The 18,411-nt window shown below is 60.7% G+C and carries 18 protein-coding genes and 1 riboswitch; of the genes, 8 read left to right on the top strand and 10 right to left on the bottom strand.

The window, feature by feature from the left end:
• The first annotated feature begins 215 nt into the window (after positions 1 to 215).
• The gene (locus FOI68_RS04975; RefSeq protein ID WP_029098480.1) at positions 216 to 1,532 is read left to right on the top strand and encodes an MFS transporter; all 1,317 of its coding nucleotides are present in this window, start codon (positions 216 to 218) and stop codon (positions 1,530 to 1,532) included.
• 138 nt (positions 1,533 to 1,670) lie between these two features.
• On the opposite strand, the gene FOI68_RS04970 is transcribed toward FOI68_RS04975, so the two are convergent.
• From FOI68_RS04970 to FOI68_RS04935, 8 genes are all read right to left on the bottom strand, one after another.
• The gene (locus FOI68_RS04970) at positions 1,671 to 2,897 is read right to left on the bottom strand and encodes an ROK family transcriptional regulator (RefSeq protein ID WP_035299635.1); all 1,227 of its coding nucleotides are present in this window, start codon (positions 2,895 to 2,897) and stop codon (positions 1,671 to 1,673) included.
• A gap of 110 nt (positions 2,898 to 3,007) precedes the next feature.
• Positions 3,008 to 4,093: a M24 family metallopeptidase gene (locus FOI68_RS04965; protein ID WP_143862514.1), complete on the bottom strand. Its 1,086-nt coding sequence runs from the start codon at positions 4,091 to 4,093 to the stop codon at positions 3,008 to 3,010.
• A complete protein-coding gene (locus FOI68_RS04960) occupies positions 4,083 to 5,798 on the bottom strand; it encodes a phospho-sugar mutase (protein ID WP_143862513.1) in 1,716 nt (571 codons plus the stop codon). Before FOI68_RS04960 ends, FOI68_RS04965 begins: the two co-directional genes overlap by 11 nt.
• Before the next feature lie 29 nt (positions 5,799 to 5,827).
• Positions 5,828 to 6,823 (bottom strand): UDP-glucose 4-epimerase GalE, encoded by a 996-nt coding sequence (gene galE, locus FOI68_RS04955; RefSeq protein WP_143862648.1) that lies wholly within the window; start codon positions 6,821 to 6,823, stop codon positions 5,828 to 5,830.
• The gene (galT, locus tag FOI68_RS04950) at positions 6,823 to 7,821 is read right to left on the bottom strand and encodes a galactose-1-phosphate uridylyltransferase (protein ID WP_143862512.1); all 999 of its coding nucleotides are present in this window, start codon (positions 7,819 to 7,821) and stop codon (positions 6,823 to 6,825) included. Before galT ends, galE begins: the two co-directional genes overlap by 1 nt.
• A 50-nt stretch (positions 7,822 to 7,871) precedes the next feature.
• The gene (locus FOI68_RS04945; protein WP_255433370.1) at positions 7,872 to 9,062 is read right to left on the bottom strand and encodes a galactokinase; all 1,191 of its coding nucleotides are present in this window, start codon (positions 9,060 to 9,062) and stop codon (positions 7,872 to 7,874) included.
• Positions 9,063 to 9,628: 566 nt separating this feature from the next.
• On the bottom strand, positions 9,629 to 9,970 hold the full coding sequence (locus FOI68_RS04940; protein WP_143862510.1) for a hypothetical protein: 342 nt from the start codon (positions 9,968 to 9,970) through the stop codon (positions 9,629 to 9,631).
• Between the two features lie 126 nt (positions 9,971 to 10,096).
• Complete coding sequence (locus tag FOI68_RS04935) at positions 10,097 to 10,807, bottom strand: copper homeostasis protein CutC (RefSeq protein WP_143862509.1); 711 nt, start codon at positions 10,805 to 10,807, stop codon at positions 10,097 to 10,099.
• A 172-nt stretch (positions 10,808 to 10,979) separates the two neighbouring features.
• A riboswitch (PreQ1 riboswitch) is annotated at positions 10,980 to 11,023 on the top strand.
• 82 nt (positions 11,024 to 11,105) lie between these two features.
• On the opposite strand from FOI68_RS04935, the gene queC reads away from it, so the two are divergent.
• The 4 genes from queC to queF are packed head-to-tail and all read left to right on the top strand — an operon-like array spanning position 11,106 to position 13,529.
• Positions 11,106 to 11,777: a 7-cyano-7-deazaguanine synthase QueC gene (gene queC, locus FOI68_RS04930; RefSeq protein ID WP_255309680.1), complete on the top strand. Its 672-nt coding sequence runs from the start codon at positions 11,106 to 11,108 to the stop codon at positions 11,775 to 11,777.
• Positions 11,777 to 12,265: a 6-carboxytetrahydropterin synthase QueD gene (queD, locus tag FOI68_RS04925; protein WP_029098471.1), complete on the top strand. Its 489-nt coding sequence runs from the start codon at positions 11,777 to 11,779 to the stop codon at positions 12,263 to 12,265. The genes queC and queD overlap by 1 nt, the downstream gene beginning before the upstream one ends.
• Positions 12,262 to 12,990, top strand: a complete 729-nt coding sequence (gene queE / locus FOI68_RS04920) for a 7-carboxy-7-deazaguanine synthase QueE (protein ID WP_255433369.1) — start codon at positions 12,262 to 12,264, stop codon at positions 12,988 to 12,990. Before queD ends, queE begins: the two co-directional genes overlap by 4 nt.
• A 41-nt stretch (positions 12,991 to 13,031) precedes the next feature.
• Entirely contained in the window at positions 13,032 to 13,529 is a 498-nt protein-coding gene (gene queF, locus FOI68_RS04915) for a preQ(1) synthase (RefSeq protein ID WP_044897399.1), read from the top strand.
• A 195-nt stretch (positions 13,530 to 13,724) separates the two neighbouring features.
• On the opposite strand, the gene FOI68_RS04910 is transcribed toward queF, so the two are convergent.
• Positions 13,725 to 14,624 (bottom strand): NAD(P)-dependent oxidoreductase, encoded by a 900-nt coding sequence (locus tag FOI68_RS04910; protein ID WP_029098468.1) that lies wholly within the window; start codon positions 14,622 to 14,624, stop codon positions 13,725 to 13,727.
• 246 nt (positions 14,625 to 14,870) lie between these two features.
• Between FOI68_RS04910 and FOI68_RS04905 the strand changes: the two genes are divergently transcribed.
• Positions 14,871 to 15,140, top strand: coding sequence for a hypothetical protein (locus tag FOI68_RS04905; RefSeq protein ID WP_143862507.1), 270 nt, complete (start codon positions 14,871 to 14,873; stop codon positions 15,138 to 15,140).
• 171 nt (positions 15,141 to 15,311) lie between these two features.
• Here FOI68_RS04905 and FOI68_RS04900 read toward each other — a convergent pair whose 3' ends face one another.
• Positions 15,312 to 16,514 carry a M20 metallopeptidase family protein gene (locus FOI68_RS04900; RefSeq protein ID WP_143862506.1) on the bottom strand — a complete coding sequence of 401 codons (1,203 nt, stop codon included), beginning with the start codon at positions 16,512 to 16,514 and terminating at the stop codon, positions 15,312 to 15,314.
• Here FOI68_RS04900 and FOI68_RS04895 point away from each other — a divergent pair.
• Entirely contained in the window at positions 16,513 to 16,734 is a 222-nt protein-coding gene (locus FOI68_RS04895) for a hypothetical protein (RefSeq protein ID WP_143862505.1), read from the top strand. The genes FOI68_RS04900 and FOI68_RS04895 overlap by 2 nt on opposite strands.
• 68 nt (positions 16,735 to 16,802) lie before the next feature.
• Complete coding sequence (locus FOI68_RS04890; RefSeq protein WP_143862504.1) at positions 16,803 to 18,104, top strand: amidohydrolase; 1,302 nt, start codon at positions 16,803 to 16,805, stop codon at positions 18,102 to 18,104.
• Positions 18,105 to 18,411 lie beyond the last annotated feature (307 nt).

Raw genomic sequence — 18,411 nt, 5'->3', positions numbered from 1 at the left:
CAACCATAATCCTTCTGGAAACGGCGGAAATGGACAATCGAAAAAAAATAGTGGAGATCATCATATGATTGGACGGAATAGTTTAACTAAAATGAAATTTCATCTACTTTTGTGAAATGATAAATGGTATAATTTGAATAGACGAAATGTTTCGAGTGTTGACGAGGCCCATACAAGTACGTCCAACACCGGCACTTTACGAGGAGGATGCAGCAATGTCTCAACCCATTGATCGCGCACAGAGACGACGTATCACGAGCAACATCTTCAAGGGGTCGGTCGGAAACCTGATCGAATGGTACGACTGGTACGTCTATTCCGCATTCGCCGTGTATTTCTCGGCGGAGTTCTTCCCCAAGGGAGACCCGACCATCCAACTGCTCAACACGGCGGCCATCTTCGCCGTCGGCTTCCTGATGCGCCCGATCGGAAGCCTGCTGATGGGCCGCTACGCTGACCGCCATGGCCGCCGTGCCGCGCTGACGCTTTCCATTACCATCATGGCCAGCGGTTCGCTGATTATTGCCTGTACCCCCGGCTACAGCACCATTGGCGTGCTGGCTCCCATCATTCTGATTTTTGCACGTCTGCTCCAGGGATTGTCACTGGGCGGCGAGTACGGAACTTCGGCGACGTACCTGTCCGAGATGGCCAGCAGCGGCCGCCGCGGCTTCTACTCGAGCTTCCAGTACGTCACGCTTGTTGCCGGACAGTTGGTGGCACTGGGGGTTCAGATCATCCTCCAGCAGGTGCTCAGCGAACCCGATATGAAGTCCTGGGGCTGGCGCATTCCCTTTGTGATCGGCGCCATCGGAGCATTGGCCGTATTGTGGCTGCGCCGCACGATGGACGAATCGGAGCAGTTCTCCAAAATGGGCTCGGAAAGCCGGGCGAGCGCCGGGACCATTCGGGCTCTGATGAAACACCCCAAGGCGGTACTGACCGTGGTCGGACTGACGCTCGGCGGAACCGTCGCCTTCTACACCTACACGACGTATTTGCAGAAATTCATGGTGAATACGGTGGGCCTCGACAAAGAGGTCGTCAGTTGGATCAACTTTTTTGCCCTGCTGGTATTCGTCGTGCTTCAACCGATCGCCGGCCTGCTGTCTGACAAGATCGGACGTCGCCCGCTGCTGATTGGTTTCGGCATCCTGGGAACGCTGCTGACGGTGCCGCTGTTCCTGCTCATGGAGCAGACGACGAACCCGGTCGCCGCTTTCCTGCTGATGATGACAGGTCTCATCATTGTAACCGGTTACACGTCCATCAATGCGATCGTGAAAGCCGAGCTCTTCCCGACAGAAGTCCGTGCTCTTGGCGTGGGCTTCCCCTACGGCGTCACCGTAGCGGTGTTCGGCGGGACGGCGGAGTTCCTCGCGTTGTGGCTGAAGAGCATCGGAACAGAGTCGCTCTTCTACTTCTACGTCTCCGCCTGCATCGCCGTGAGCTTTATCGTCTACTGGCGCATGGACGAGTCTTCGAAAATCTCTCGCATCGAAGCCGAACTGAATCATAACCGGAAAAAATAGCGGACAGGGAACCATCGGTACACAGCGGTTCACGCTGCTCCATCACGTCGTGCAATCAGCCTAGTGAGCCCTCGGTTTTGCCGGCAGGCAAGGCCGAGGGCTCACCTTCGTTTGGGGCGTGCGCGCCCGTCTCCCCTGTCACATCGGCGTTGCATAATCAGGTGCGAACAGTTTTTTCAGCACCAGCGTGACGGCGCCGATCGCCGTGGCGTGATCGCCCAGCCCGGAGAGCGTGATGGACGCGGCTTCCGCGGGCGTCTGCAGCGCCCGGGTGCGCACCGTCTCGTTGACCGCCTCCAGCAGAAAATCTCCCGCTTTGGCCACTCCTCCGCCGATGATCACCCGCGCCGGATTGAGGAAGTTGATCACGGCGGCGATCCCGATGCCCAGGTAACGGCCCGCAGCCTGCAGCACCTCAATGGCCAGCGCGTCCCCCTGCAGCGCGGCCGCATGGACGGTTTCGCCCGTGATCGCATCCGCGTCTCCGCCTGCCAGTTCAGCGATGATGCTTGTTCGGCCCCGCTGCATCTCCGCCTTGGCCCGGCTGGCGATCGCCGGACCGGAGACGAGGGCTTGCAGGCAGCCGTAGTTGCCGCAGCTGCACTTCGGTCCTTCGGGATCGACGGTGATGTGCCCCAGCTCGCCGGCCGTGTGGGTGGTTCCGTCAAACAGCTTCCGGTCGATAATAATCCCGGCCCCGACGCCGCGCCCCACATTGACGCAGACGAAGTGATCGATTCCCCGGCCGCTGCCGAACCAGCTTTCGCCCAGCGCCATGGCCCGCACGTCATTTTCCACTTCGACGGGCAGCGCAAACGCTGTCTGCAGCCAATCGCGAATCGGAATGTTCCGCAGGTTCAGGTTGGGGGCGTAGATCGACACCCCTTCGGCCGGGTTGACCAACCCGTGCATCCCCACGCCAATGCCGATCACGGACGATTTGTTCAGCCGATTCCGGTCCATGATGCCGCGGACGGCCTCTGCCAACAGCGCAAGCAGCCGTTCGTTGGACAGGTCGGCGGGCATGCTGACCCGGAGCGAGTCGAGAATCTCCGCGTCCAAATTGGTCAGCACCAGCTTGATGTCGCGCGCTCCCACGTCGATGCCGATGACCTGAAACGCCTGGGAATGGATGCGCAGCAAAATGGGTTTGCGGCCGCCGCTGGAGGCGCCCAGATCGCTTTCGATCACCAGGCCGGATTCCAGCAGTTCGCCGACGATGTTCGTGACCGTCGGAGCGGTCAACTGCGTCCGTTTCGCAATGTCGGCGCGGGAAATGGGGCCTTCGGTGCGGATGACGTTCAAGATCAGCGACTTGTTCAGCGATTTCATCAACTGAAAGCTTCCTGCCATGCCTCGGACCATGCGTTTCCCTCCTTTCCGTCAGCGTGCCCGATGTGCGCAACCCACACACCAGTGATACCACAAGCCGCTGTCCGGCGCCAGTCCGGTCGTTTGTTCCGCCGCTTCCCGGCCTAGCGGATCAGGATGTCCGGCCGCAGGTAGGTCCGCCCCTCGCTTGCCGCCTCCATGTACACCCATTCGCCCGTGTGCGTGATGAATTCAATGTCCGCTTCGTGAACGAGGAAGGTATCTTCCATCTTGATGCCGCGGATGGCCGGATTCCAGGCGAAGGCCTGCTGCGCCTGGACAACGCCTTCTCCTCCCGGCACCACGAGCAATTCCCGGGAGGCGTAGCCGCTCGGTCCTCCCTGGTGCAGCAGCCGCCAGTCGTCCGGGTACCCTACCCGTTGGTACGCTTCGATCCCCCGCTGCAGGATGTCGGCCATCTTCGCTCCCGGCCTTGTCGCCGCAATCATCGCGATCTCGATCTCCGCCAGCTTCCGCTTGTTTTCTTCCAAGGCGGGCGGCAGGTCCCCGAAATGGACAAAACGGGTGACGTTCGCCACCAGTCCCCCCTTTTCCGCGCACAACACGAGCATGGCGTAGCGGTCCAGCCTCTTGTCCGTGGGAATCGGGTGGCGATAGCGGTAAATCCGCTCGTCCGTGGCGACCAACAGCACCTGCGGGTTGATTCCTTCTCTCATCACCTTGGCCGCGAGATGGGCGGCGATTTCGTGCTCCGTCCACCCCCGCTGCAGCTCCCGACAGGCGGCCTCGAGCGCTTTTGCCGCCGTTCGCCCCAGCCGGCGGTAGCGCTCCATCTCCTCCTCCGTCAGCGTGTACCGGACCTGCGCCAGTTCGTTCGCCACATTGGGCAGGTGGTGGAACCAGACGTCGGCGCCCACCGCTTTTCCCGCGCACAACTGCAGGATGGCTTCATCGTTCCCCTCGTACCATTCAGGCGTGACGAACTCGCAGCCGAAATCGGCCAGCTCCTCGTCACGGATGCGGGCGGCTTCCATCCGCGACGTGATGCAGTAGATGTTGTCGGCAAGGATCAGCAGGTCCGCCACGCCCAACGCCGTCGTGTTGACGATGTGGTTGTCCCCTCCCCCGGTCGCCCAGGCGAAATTGGACCGTGTGCGGAGCAGCACCCCGTCCAGCTTTCGCGCTTTCAGAAACGCCCGTATTTTCGCTACCGCCGCGTCAGAGGACATGGCCCTGGTCACTTCCTTCCGCCTTTTGGATGAACTGCAGGACGTCCGTTTTCAAGCGGTTGAGCCGTTCGCTCGCGTCTGCCGGGTCCGTTCCCTTTACGCCGAAGTAAAACTTGATCTTCGGCTCCGTGCCGGAAGGACGGGCCGCAAACCACGAACCGTCCGCGAGCAGGATTTTGATCACGTCAGCCGGAGGAAGCCCCTCGATTCCGGGCAGGTAATCCTTGCGTACGGCCACCGGAACATCACCCACCCGTTCAGGAGGCTGCTTGCGCAGGCGCTCCATCAGCCGATGGATTTGTTCCTCCCCCTCCCTGCCTTTCCACGTGATCGAAACCAGATCTTCCTGATAGAACCCTACCTGTTCATACAGCTCCAGCAGCACCTGATGCAGGCTCCGCCCCTGTTTGTCATAGTAGGCCGCCATCTCCGCCGTCAGCATGCACGCCTGGACCGCGTCCTTGTCGCGGCCGAAGTCGCCGATCAGATAGCCGCAGCTCTCCTCGTAGCCAAAGAGGAACGTCTTTTCCCCCGTCTCTTCCCACCGCCTGACGGCTTCCGCGATATGCTTGAAGCCGGTCAGCGTCTCCACCGTTTCCACGCCGTACCGGGCGGCAATCGCGGTCCCCATCTCCGACGTGACGATCGTTTTCACGATCACGCCGTTGTCGGGCAGCGCATTTCGACTCGCTCGCTGGGACAGGATGTAGGCGAGCAGCAGCGCTCCCAACTGGTTGCCGGTCAGGCAGACGAATGAGCCGCTGCCGTCCCGCACCGCGACGCCAACGCGGTCGGCATCGGGGTCGGTGGCCATGACCAGGTCGGCTCCCGCCTTTTCGGCCGTCTCGATCGCCAGGGCGAACACCGCCGGGTCTTCCGGATTGGGAGCGGCCACCGTCGGAAAATCAGCATCCGGCCATTCCTGCTGCGGTACGACGGTCACATGCCGGAAGCCGATGTCGCGCAGGCTCCTTTGCACCGGCACGCTGCCCGTCCCGTGCAGCGGCGTGTAGACGACGCGGTAGTCCGCGTTGTTCTCCCGGGATTGGAACGCCAACGTGCGCAGCCGGGCGGCATACGCCTCGTCCACCGCCGCGCCAACCTCTTCCAGCAATCCCTGTGACACCGCCGCCTCCGCGTCCGCCAGCGGTACCGCCAGTTCGTCCACGACCGCCATTTCGTTTGCGATGGCCTCCGCCACGCCGGCGGTGATCTGGGCACCGTCGGCTCCGTACAGCTTGCAGCCGTTGTATTCGGGGGGATTGTGGCTCGCCGTGATCATGATCCCGGCGGCCGCCCCCAGATGGCGGACGGCAAAGGACAGTTCGGGCGTGGGGCACACTCCCTCAAACAGGTACGCCTTTACCCGGTTGGCCGCCAGGACCAGCGCCGCCTCCCGGGCAAATGCGGCAGACTGCCGGCGGGAGTCGTACGCGATGACCACTCCTCGCCGCATCGCAGTTTCCCCCTGCCGGGCGAGGAAGCGGGCCAGGGCCTGCGTCACCTTGCGGACCGTGTAGCGGTTCATCCGGTTGGTGCCGGCCCCCAGAACGCCGCGCAGCCCGCCGGTGCCGAATGTCAGCGACCGGTAAAACCGATCTTCGATTTCACGCTCGTCTCCTTCGATCAGGAGCAGTTCCCGTCTCAAGTCCGGATCCAGCTCTTCATGCCGAAGCCAGCGTCCGTATTCTGCCTTTGCGTTCATTTCACATCTGCCCCTCCTCTCCCCCCGATTTACCGGTCCACACCGGCGTAGCCGCGCGGATGGCGGCGGTGCCAGTTCCACGCGCTCTCGATGATCGTCTCCAGCTCGGGGCAGCGCGGATGCCAGTTCAGCAGCCGTTTCGCCTTGTCGGCGGAAGCGACCAGCACGGCCGGGTCTCCCGCCCGCCGGGGGCTCACTTTGGCGGGGATCGGATGGCCCGTCACTTTCCGCGCGGTGTCGATCACCTGTTTCACGGAAAAGCCCGTGCCGTTCCCCAGGTTGAACACATCGCTCCGGTTGTGCGTGCGGAGATAGTCCAGCGCGAGCCAGTGTGCGTTCGCCAGGTCCATGACGTGCACGTAATCGCGAATGCACGTCCCGTCTTCGGTCGGGTAGTCGTCGCCAAACATCTCGATCTGCTCCCGCTGTCCCAGCGCCACCTGCAGGACGAGCGGAATCAGGTGGCTCTCCGGCTCGTGGTCTTCCCCGATGATCGCGTCCGGGTGGGCGCCGGCCGCGTTGAAGTAGCGCAGCGAGATCGACTTCAGTCCGTACGCCTGGTCGCACCAGCGGAACATCTTTTCCATGGCCAGTTTGGTTTCGCCGTACGGATTGGCGGGAACGGTCGGGTCTTCTTCCCGGATCGGGATGCGCTCGGGTTCGCCGTAGACGGCCGCCGTCGAAGAAAAGACCGCCTTCCGGACGCCGTGCTCCACCATCGCCGACACCAGGGTATGGGTTCCGATCACGTTGTTGTCGTAATAGGCGAGCGGATCGCGGACGCTCTCCCCGACGAGCGATTTGGCCGCGAAGTGAATCACCGCTTCGATCTCATGGGCGCGAAACACCTCGTCCAGAAACTGCCGGTCCCGGATGTCTCCGCGGTACAACGTGCCGCCGAGCACGGCCCGCTCGTGTCCCGTACGGAGGTTGTCCACCACGATCACCTCTTCGCCGTGAGCGAGAAGCTCCGCCACGGTGTGACTGCCGATGTACCCCGTTCCGCCCGTCACCAGAATCGCCATCACGCGCCGCCTCCCTCTGGCAGGCGCCCTTCTTTTTGCAAAAACCGCCGATACGCTTCCCGCAGCCGGGGAGCCGTCTCTTCCACGGACTGGGGATTGGTCGCCGCCCACGCCCCCATCTCCGAGGACGCGTAGTACTTGATTTTGTCTCTTTCCCTCAGCGGCGTGTAAAACTCAATGTGGAAATGGTAGTAGTCCTCCACGTTTTCGCCGTTGACGGGGCGTTGGTGCATGACCATCATGTACGGGAACAGCTTCTCGAACAGTTGATCCATTGCCCCGGTGGTGTCGCGGAGGATCGCGGCCAGGCTTCGTTTCTCGTCCGCGGTGAAATCGGTGATCGCCGTCTTGTGCTGTTTGCTGACGATAAACACGCCGTACGGGTAATCCGTGAAAAAGGGCAGATAGGCGAGAAAGTGGTCGTTCTCGACGATGACCCGCTGTTCGAAGTTCTTCTCCTCGTCATTCATCTGGCAGAGCAGGCACTTGCCTGTCTCTTGATGGTGAAGCCTGCAGCTTTCCAGCTCCTGCTTGATTTTCAGCGGCATTTTCGAGTAGGCGTAAATCTGTCCGTGCGGATGGGGCATGGTGACCCCGCATTCTTCGCCCCGGTTTTCAAAAATCAACACGTACTGGTGGCGAGGGTCTTTTTCCAGTTCGGCAAAACGCTCCGCCCACAGGTCGACCAGCTTGACGATATGATCGACGGAAAGTTCCGGCAATGTTTTCGTGTGGTCGGGCGAGTACAGAATCACCTCGCACTTTCCGTACGACTTCGCCGTTCGGTACAGGGAGGTCTGCACCGGGTCCGGTTCCGGCGGATCGGGCGTCAACACGGGAAAATCGTTGTCGTACTTGTACACGTCGTAGTGGTCCGGCACCCTGCCCGAGCCCGGGCAAAACGGGCAGGTATCCTTGGGCATGTGCGGACGGTGCTGCCTGTTGGACGCCACCATCGTCCAGTCGCGCAAAAGGGGATTGTAGCGCAGTTCAGCCATTGACCAGATTCCTCCTTGCTCTCGTTTCTCTTCCGGCATGCGTGCTGACGTTACACGGAAGGGGGCAGCACGACTTCGCCCGCTCCGTCTCCGAGCTCGCACACGTAAAAGTCGGGCACCAGCCCTGTGGCTCGCGTGTAATGTCCGGCTGCCTGACGCATGAACGCGTCCACGGCGTCCGCCTTCACCAGACTGACCGTGCAGCCGCCGAACCCCGCCCCCGTCATGCGGGTGCCGATGCAGCCGTCGGCCTGTGCCGCCGCTTCGAACAGCGCATCCAGTTCGAACCCGGTCACTTCGTACAGGTCGCGCAGCGATTCATGCGAGGCTTTCATCAGGCGGCCGAACGCGTGCAAATCGCCGGCCGCCAGGCATTGCGCCGCCTGGATGACCCGTTCGTTTTCAGCGACAACATGCTCCACCCGCCTGCGAATCACGCCGTTGGGGAGTGCCGTGCAAACCTGCCGCCACTCGTCGCCGGAAAGATCGCCCAGCGAGCGGAGATGCGGCAGACGCTGCTGCAGTTCGCGCAGTCCTTCCTCGCACTCCCGGCGGCGTTCGTTGTACGTGGAATCGGTCAAGGCCCGCCGCTTGTTGGAGTTGGCGATCACCAGCTTGTATCCGTCGATGTGAAAAGGCACGTATTCGTAAGCCAGCGTGTCGCATTTCAGCATGATGGCATGGTCCTTTTTCCCCATCCCGACCGCGAACTGATCCATGATCCCGCAGCGCACCCCGACGAAGCGGTTTTCCGCCCGCTGCGCCAGTTTGACCAGCTCCACCATCGGCACGTCGATCCCCGCCAGGGCGGTCACGGCCGCAGCGGCCGCCAATTCGACGGAGGCCGAAGACGACAGTCCCGCGCCGTTGGGAATGTTCCCGAAAAACAGCAAATCCGCCCCCTTCAGCAGCGGGGAGCATTCCGGCAGCGCCGCCAGTTCATGCAGAACGCCCTTCGGATAATTGGCCCATCCGTCTTCCGCCCGGTAGACGATGCGGGCCGCTTCGCACGAGGTTTTCCCGGGAAAATTGACGGAGGCAAACCGGTACACGCCGTCCTGCCGGGGAGCGGCCAGCGCCCAGGTACCGTACGTGAGGGCGGCGGGAAACACATAGCCCCCGTTGTAATCGGTATGCTCCCCGATCAGATTGACCCGCCCCGGCGCAAAGAAGACGCGGACGTCTTCCCGTACGCCAAACTCCTCGCGAAATCTCACGTGCAGCCGCGCGTAGATCTCCACGAACACCACCCTTTCCTTTCCCCTCTCGCCGGCAATATGCCGGCGGCAGCCCTTGCGTTTCCAGATGCTTGCCAACGTCAACCCTTGCTTTTCCGGCTGCCAACCGGCAGGGCCGTGGAGAGCGGAATGCATACATACTTTATTAAATTAATTAAATAATACTACGTCTGACGTTGATTCTCAATGATTGACTTTTCGAAATTTTTTCGTTAGATCTATCGCCAATGATTTATGCTGACATGCCGTTAAACGGTCTTCAATCATTCTCGAATCTCTGCACTTTTCCGGGGTTCTTTCACACCTTAGGATTCAATAGTTTTCGTCCCGGGAATACAGCATGCTGACACCTGGTTGGATGGATTTAGATTCGCGCGGATCTACTTTGCCAGGCTGAGTGTCACAAAACGAGCGAATCAGTTCTGCAAGATGAACGGGAATTTGTCAAAGCGTACGCCCGGCTACTAACGTCGAATGGAGCACTGTCCGCAGGCCGGATACGGTGGCCAATTTTTTATGATCGTCATATTGCTAGATGATAAGAATTAGATTAGCACTCACAACTTTTCTCAGTAACTTTTGTCTTTCGTGTAGATAAACTGAGGATTCATGAAAGAAGTAATCATTACTTTTGATTTGTCATTTTTCACTTCATAAATCCTTTCACCATATTGTGTTTGACCAATCAGTTTCCCATAAGTAAAGTTTGCTGGATCAGCAGATATATCCCAGTAGTAAACATTACCATTTATGGTTACCTTACTTATGGAATATTCAGTACCATTAAAAATTACCTCTTTTACGTTTTGTTCTAACGTATATATTGGAGCGTTGACCACATTATAAAAATAACGGCTTATGAACAATAGAATGATGAATAATCCACAGAGTATAGAGATTCTTATCTTCATTTATCTTCATCTGCTCCTTAGCTACAATTAGACTTTTTACCTGCGGGCAACTCCAGCTCGTGGAGTCGCACCGCTTCATCACATCATTTTACATATCCGCCGCTGCTGTCGTCATTCGCTCCCGGCTCAATGGCCGGGCCGTTCCATCACCAGCGTTTTCAGCGCCGCTTTCACTGCCGCCACCTTCGCCTCGTCCACAGGCTTCAGCGCCTGGCCGTCTTCGCGCACGCCGGTGCCGAAATGGACTTCGGCCACGCCGGTGGAGCGGATCACATCGGCCATCGTCGTCAGCGTCAGGCCGCTGCCCGCCATGATGGACAGATGCGTTCCCGCGGTCATCCGCACCAGTTCGGCGATCCGCTCCGCCCCGTCCAGCGCGCTCCGCTGTCCCCCGGATGTGAGAATCCGCCGCACCTGCGGATAGTGAAGCAGCACGCGGGCCGCTCCCAGTTGGTCGGCCGCCTCGTCAAAGGCGCGGTGGAACGTGACGTCCAGCCCTTCCGCTTCGGCCAGCAGCTCCTCCAGCGCTGCCGTATCCACCGTTCCCTGCGGCGTCAGGATGCCGAGGACGATGCCCGCCGCGCTGTTCTCGCGGATGACGCGAATGTCTTCGCGCATCACCCGCAGATCGTCGGCCGTGTAGCAAAACGTCTGGCTGTGCGGTCTCACCATGACGTTGACCGGAATGGAGACGGCCTTGACCACCGCGTCGATCAGACCCCAACTGGGCGTCACGCCCCCTTCCAGGATGCCGCTGATCAGCTCGATCCGATCCGCTCCTCCCCGCTCCGCCCGTTTGGCGTCCTCCACCGTTGTCGCAATAACTTCCAACACCATCGCGCTTCCTCCGTTCTCTCGTGTTCTCCATGGTAAACCGGCCGCAGCTTGTCGGACTGATGTGGGCCAGCCAAATAACGGCAGTCCGCGCTGGCGGCAAAAATAGTGTATAATCAGAATAGCCATGCCCATACCGCCTGACAACTGCATACCGGAAAATCCATGCGCACGCATGGGAGAGGTTCGCGAACTCCCTCTATAAAAAACTAAGGTGAAAAACAGTACCCTTGGTATTGTTTTGTTTTTTTTGCAGGATTCGGTTCAAGAACTCTCTTTCTTCCACCACAACGCAAAGGAGATGGAGAGCATGAAACAGGAAAAAGCCGTCGTCGTCTTCAGCGGCGGCCAGGACAGCACGACCTGCCTGTTCTGGGCGCGCAAGCAGTTTGGCGACGTGGCCGCCATCACGTTTGACTATCAGCAACGGCACAAACTGGAGATCGAATGCGCCCGGCAGATTGCCGGGGAATTGGGTGTAGAACACACGGTATTGGACATGAGCCTGCTCAATCAACTGGCGCCCAACGCGCTGACCCGAACCGACATTCCGATCGCCCAGGAAGACGGCCAGCTTCCCTCCACATTCGTAGACGGACGCAATCTGCTGTTCTTGTCGTTTGCCGCCGTCTTCGCGAAACAGCGGGGAGCCCGCCACCTGGTCACCGGCGTGTGCGAAACGGACTTCAGCGGGTATCCCGACTGCCGCGACGCGTTTATCAAGTCGCTGAACGTCACGCTCAACCTGGCGATGGATTACCCCTTCGTCATCCATACGCCGCTCATGTGGCTGAACAAGGCGGAGACCTGGAAACTGGCCGACGAATTGGGCGCGTTTGACTTTATCCGCGAAAAAACGCTCACCTGCTACAACGGCATCAAAGGAGACGGCTGCGGCGAATGCCCCGCCTGCACCTTGCGGAAAGCCGGCCTGGAGGCCTACCTGCGGGAACGCGGGGAGGTGAAGGCCTGATGAGCGGTTTTTTTGACTTCCGCATTGTCGACCGCCTGCAAACGCTGGGCAAAGAGATTCAGAAAGAACAGCTTCGCTACCATCGCAAGCGGGTGCTGGTCAGCAAGGAGTTTACCTTTGACGCCGCTCACCACCTGCACGCCTACGAAGGAAAGTGCAAAAACCTGCACGGCCACACCTACAAGGTGGTCTTCGGCATCAGCGGCTATCCGAATGAGATCGGCATCGTCATCGATTTCGGCGACATCAAGGAGATCTGGAAGCGGCACATCGAGGTGTACCTGGACCACCGCTACCTGAACGAGATGCTTCCCCCGATGAACACCACGGCGGAAAACATGGTGGTCTGGCTGTTCGAGCAGATGGAGGCGCAGCTTTGCTCGGAAGCGTACCGCGACCGGTACGACGGCGCCCGCGTGGAGTTTGTCCGCCTGTACGAGACGCCGACCAGCTACGCCGAGGCGAGACGGGAGTGGATGTACGAGTGAACACCATTCCGGTGCTGGAAATCTTCGGCCCCACCATTCAGGGAGAAGGCATGGTGATCGGCCAGAAAACGATGTTTGTGCGCACCGCCGGCTGCGACTACCGCTGCCGCTGGTGCGACTCCGCCTTTACCTGGGACGGCTCGGCCGCAGGCGAAATCCGGCAGATGACGCCGGAGGAAATCTGGCAGGAGCTGCGCCGGATCGGGCAGGACCGCTTTGCCCACGTCACCATCTCGGGCGGTAATCCGGCGCTGATCGCCAACGTCGGGCAGCTCGTCCGGCTGCTGCGGGAGCAAAACATCCGGACGGCCGTCGAGACGCAGGGCAGCCGGTGGCAGGATTGGCTGCTGCTGGTCGATGACGTGACGATTTCGCCCAAACCGCCCAGTTCCGGGATGACCACCGACTTCGCCGCGCTGGATGCGATGGTGCACGCGCTGTCCGGCCGAACCGGCGATGTGCACACCAGTCTGAAGGTCGTCGTGTTTGACGAAGCCGATTTTGACTACGCCCGCCAGGTGCATCAGCGGTACCCGCGCGTTCCCTTTTTTCTGCAGGCGGGGAACGACGACGTGGCGCAGGCCGATCTCGCCGGTCTGCGGGACCGCTTGCTGGCGGCCTACGAATGGCTGATCGAGCGGACGATGACCGCAGCCGACATGAACGACGTCAAAGTGCTGCCCCAGCTACACGCGCTGGTGTGGGGCAACAAGCGGGGCGTCTGACTGATTGGCACGTTTTTGCATAAGAAACGGGGGAATGTTGCATGGATAACCGTCAGGAACGAGATCTTTCTTCGCTCACGCTGCTGGGCAACCAGCAGACGAAATACAGCTACACATACGATCCCGATGTGCTGGAGACGTTTGACAACAAGCATCCGTACCGCGACTACTTTGTCAAATTCAACTGTCCGGAGTTCACCAGCCTGTGTCCGATTACCGGACAGCCCGACTTTGCCACCATCTACATCAGCTACATCCCGGACAAAAAAATGGTGGAGAGCAAGTCGCTGAAGCTGTACCTGTTCAGCTTCCGCAACCACGGCGACTTCCACGAGGACTGCGTCAACATCATCATGAACGACCTGATCAAGCTGATGGACCCGAAATACATCGAGGTGTGGGGCAAGTTCACCCCGCGCGGCGGAATCTCCATCGATCCGTACTGCAACTATGGCAGACCGGGCACCAAGTACGAGAAGATGGCGGAGTACCGCCTGATGAACCACGACATGTATCCGGAAAAGGTGGACAACCGCTGACGGAGCGGACAGGCGAAGCCGGGGCGCATTCACGACGCCACCGGCACACCTCGTCCCGCCAAAAAACAGATGCCAGACGAGCCGATCGTCTGGCATTTTGTTTGTCGAAACGCGACCGTGCCTGCCGGGGACTGCTCCCGGGACGGGCCGGTTCTGCTTCCATGTGCCGATACGCCGCGTCGGCCCATCGCTTCGTCACACGGACGCCGCGAACTCCTTGTCAAACCATTTGATCAGCGCCTGGGTGCCGCTGTTCTCCTCGCCCTGCGCGGCCAGTTCCTCGTACAGCGATTTGGAAAGCTCCAAACCGGGGGTCATCAGCCCCATCTCCTTGGCTGCTTCCAGCGCGATGGTCATGTCTTTGATGAAGTGCTTCACGTAAAAGCCGGGGGCGAAATTGCCGGCGATCATCCGCGGCGCCAGGTTGCTGAGCGACCAGCTTCCCGCCGCTCCCGCCTCGATGCTCTGCAGCACGCGGGACGGGTCCAGTCCCGCTTTTTTCGCGTACGCGATCGCTTCGCAGACGCCGATCATGTTGGTGGCGATGGCGATCTGGTTGCACATTTTGGTGTGCTGGCCGGCGCCGGGTCCGCCCTGCCGGATCACGTTGGTGCCCATCACCCGCAAGATCGGCTCCACTGCTGCGTAGGCGTCCTCGTCGCCGCCCACCATGATGGTCAGACGCGCTTCCCGCGCCCCCACGTCACCGCCGGAGACCGGCGCGTCCAAGGCAAAGAGCGAGCGCTTTTTCGCCTCTTCGTAAATCGTCCGGGCGAGGGACGGCTTGGACGTGGTCATGTCGATCAGGTAGGCGCCGGGCTTGGCATGGTGAACGATGCCGTCCGTCCCCAGATAGATCTCTTCCACGTCTTTCGGATAGCCGACCATGGTGATGATCACCCGCGCCGCCGCGGCCAGATCGGACACCCGGTCCATCCACGTCGCCCCCTGCGCGATCAGCTCCTCCGCCTTTGCCTTGGTCCGGTTGTACACGAGCACGCGGTAACCCGCCTTCATCAAATGGGACGCCATGCTTTTCCCCATGACGCCGGTGCCGACAAACCCGATCACCACGTCTTCCTTCTGCACTGTCATCGTTTCCGCTCCCTTCCGCTGATGGCTGCTTGTTTCACACAGAGGGAACTTCTCCTGCCGCCATCCAAAATCCTGCACGCCGTTGATTCAAAACCGCAGCGCCCGGTGCGGGTATCCGTGCAACAGAAAAGGGCCCGCAAGCTGCCGGAGAGTGATCACGGCAGGAGGCCAATCCGATAAAAACGGGGCAGACTGGAAATCCTAACAGGTATGGCAAGGTTGACCATGACGGGAGGAATCCATCCAATGAACCAGTTCATCGCCGGTTCCATGATTTCGGGCGAAGCGGACCCGGACGCTCACGAGTTTACCGTCACCGAAATAAAAAGCATCCCAACGCATTCCGTATGGGACACCCGGCAGGTGGAAGACGTGTACGAGCTGCTGACAAGGGTGATCAACAGCGGCCAGGATTCGCTGGTCATCTCCACAGGCATGCTGCCGCTCCTGTTGAACCGCATGGAGATTGAAAAGCTGCAGGCGGAGCTGTCTTCCATCCTGGCGTTCATCCGGTAAAAACAGCGTCCCTTCCGGCGAAAGGACGCTGTTTTTTCGCTATTCGCTCCTGCTTTCATCGTACGGCTTCCGCAGAGGTGTTGTGGTGGTCGTGGATGTCAAAGCCGGTCATGTGGCACGCACCTTATTGTGCAGCGGGTCACAGCCGGGCAGCCGATCATTGGCACCCGGTCAGCGCCCCAGGTAGTTCAGCGCCAGCGCCGACAGCATGGCAATGCCGACCGGCAGCGCGTCCTCGTCAATGTCAAACAGCGGGTGGTGCAGCGGATACGGCGTCAGTTTCTCCGGATTGCCCACGCCGAGGCGGAAAAAGACGCCGGGCACGTGATGCGTGTAATACGAAAAGTCCTCTCCGCCCATCGACGGTTTCACCAGCCGGCACCGGCCCGGACCGAGTACCTGCTCCGCCGTCTCCATCACCAGATCCACCATCCTGTCGTCGTTGATGATGGAGGGATAGCCGAACTCGTAGTCAAACGCGTACGCGGCTCCCATCGCCGAGGTCACGCCGCTCACCACCTGTTCGATTCGCGCCGGCATCTGTTCCCGCAAAGCGGGATTCAGGGTGCGCACCGTCCCCAGGAGTTCCACCTGGGGCGCAATCACGTTGCTGGCCGTGCCCCCCTGGATTTTGCCGATGGTGATGACGATCGGATCGAGCGGGTCCACCTGCCGGCTGGCGATCTGCTGCAGGGCGGAGATCACCTCCGCCGCGACTGCCACCGAGTCGACGGCCAGATGGGGATGGGCGGCGTGTCCGCCCCGGCCGATGATCGTGATGCGGATGGTGTCGGCAGCGGCACAGCCCACCCCGCGCACCGCCGTCACCTCCCCGACGGGCACGCCAGGAAAGACGTGCAGCCCGGCCATCGCCTCGATACCGTAGTCGCGCAGCAGACCGTCCTCGATCATCACGTTGGCCCCACCGCCATCTTCTTCGGCCGGCTGGAAGACAAAGACGACCGTACCTCTCGGCGGCCGCTCCACCTGGGAAAGAAACTGGGCCGCCCCCATCAGCATGCTGGTGTGGGCATCGTGTCCGCAGGCGTGCATCTTGCCCGGCACCGTCGATCGATACGCCGCTTCCTTTTGGTCCTGGATCGGCAGGGCATCCATGTCGGCGCGCAGTCCGATGACCGGCCCGGGCTGTTCGGCCCTGAGCACGCCCACCACGCCGGTGCGCCCCACGCCGCGCCTCACCTCCAATCCCAACTGCTGCAGGTGGCGGGCGACGATCTCCGACGTGCGCACTTCCTCGAAGCTCAGCTCCGGATGCCGATGGAAGTCGCGCCGCCAGGCAGCCGCCTGCTCTCTCAGCGCGCCGGCTTTGGCGAGAATGTCCGAACGTTGATACAAGACGGGAATCTGTTCCATGAAGTGGACGCCTCCTTTGTTACGCCTCGTGGGCGAATGCCTCCAGTATGGCGGCAATGTGCTTGATCCCCTGGACGTAGTCGTCGAGGATGATGTTTTCATTCGGCGCGTGGTTGTTGGACGCTACCCCAATACTATAGAATATTATGAATATCGTGTCAATTTGGAAATGATTGATGATGGAGAAGGAACCGGCCGAGAAAAAGCGAACAGCAAATGATTATTGGCATAATTCTTACATTATTCCCAAAAGAAACGGATCATGACCCGGATTGAAGGAGAAGAATCATGGAGAAACGTGTGCACTCGATTGTGGAAGAACTGTCCCCCACGCTGCTGAAGTGGCGCCGCGATTTTCACCGCTACGCCGAATCGGGGTGGGTGGAGTTTCGCACCGCCAGCATCGTCGCCAGCACCCTGCAGGAATGGGGATTCGAGGTGAAGGCGGGACGCGAGGTCATCAAGCCGGAAGCGCGCATGGGCGTGCCTTCGGAAGCGTTTTTGCAGCAGCAGGAACAGCGGGCGCTGTCGCAAGGGGCCGTCACCGAGTGGCTTCCCCGTTTGTCCGGGGGATTTACGGGCGTCGTCGGGATTCTCGATTCGGGCCGTCCCGGTCCCACCGTCGCGTTTCGCGTGGACATGGACGCGCTCGACCTGCAGGAGTCAGCCGATGCCGACCACCTGCCCGCGGCGGAAGGGTTCGCCTCCGTCAACGCAAACATGATGCACGCCTGCGGCCATGACGCCCACACGGCGATCGGGCTTGGCCTGGCCTATGTGCTGAGCCGGATGAAAGGCGACCTGCACGGCCGGGTGAAGCTGATCTTTCAACCCGCGGAGGAAGGCGTGCGCGGAGCCAGGTCCATGGTGGAAGCGGGCGTCGTCGATGACGTCGATCTCTTCTTCGCCTGCCACGTCGGCACCGGCGTTCCGCTGGGGGAAGTGGTCTGCGGCGCTGACGGCTACCTCGCCACGACCAAGATCGACGTCACCTACAGAGGCGTCGCCTCCCATGCGGGCGGGCATCCCGAAGACGGCAAAAACGCGCTGTTGGCTGCCGCTTCCGCCGTGCTTAATCTCCATGCCATCTCCCGCCACAGCGGCGGCAACTCGCGGATCAACGTCGGTGTGCTGCATGCCGGCAGCGGGCGAAACATCATTCCCAACCACGCCGCGTTCAAACTGGAGACGCGCGGCGACACGAGCGAAGTAAACGAGTACATCCTGTCCAGGGCCATGGACGTGATTCACGGCGCCGCCGCGATGTACGGCGTACAGGCGGAGATCGACATCGTCGGAAAAGCGGACAGCAGTTCCCCCAGTCCGGAGCTGCTCCCCTACATCCGCGCCCAGGCTTCCAAGGTGGCCGGCGTCACCAGCATCGTCGACACCCGGAACGCGTCCGGCTCCGAGGACGCCACGTACATGATGGAGCGGGTGAAGCAGCGCGGCGGTCTCGCTTCCTACCTGGTTTTCGGCACGACGCTGGCGGCCGGCCACCACAACGAAAAGTTCGACATCGACGAACGGGTGCTGGGCATCGGCGTACAAACGCTTGCCCTCTGCGCCCTGTGCGCCGGGGATCGGTGATTACGCGGGCGGGAGTGGTTGGGTCCGTATGACTCCGTCCGGATCATCTGCGACGTGGGCAGGGAGTTTCAGGACCGCATGACCATCCGGAACATGCTGGAACTGGCCTGCCGCAAAGAAGAAGCGTTCCATTTCAATAGGCGCAGATTGCCGTGCAGGTGATCGAAGTGGAGGGGCTGGCCCCCGTTTGCCCCAAAAATCAAAAAACGGACCTCCCCCCCCAAGGAAGGGTTCGGCCAAGCGACAACCGATGCCGAACCCTTCCTTGGGGGGGGGGGAAGCCCGCCTTTTCCCCGTTCTCTTTCCT

This window comes from Brevibacillus sp. LEMMJ03, assembly GCF_007197875.1.
In the GTDB taxonomy this organism is placed as follows: Bacteria; Bacillota; Bacilli; order Brevibacillales; family Brevibacillaceae; genus Brevibacillus; species Brevibacillus thermoruber.
The sequence above is the reverse complement of the archived record's forward strand: the minus strand, read 5'-3'. Positions and strand labels throughout refer to the sequence as shown.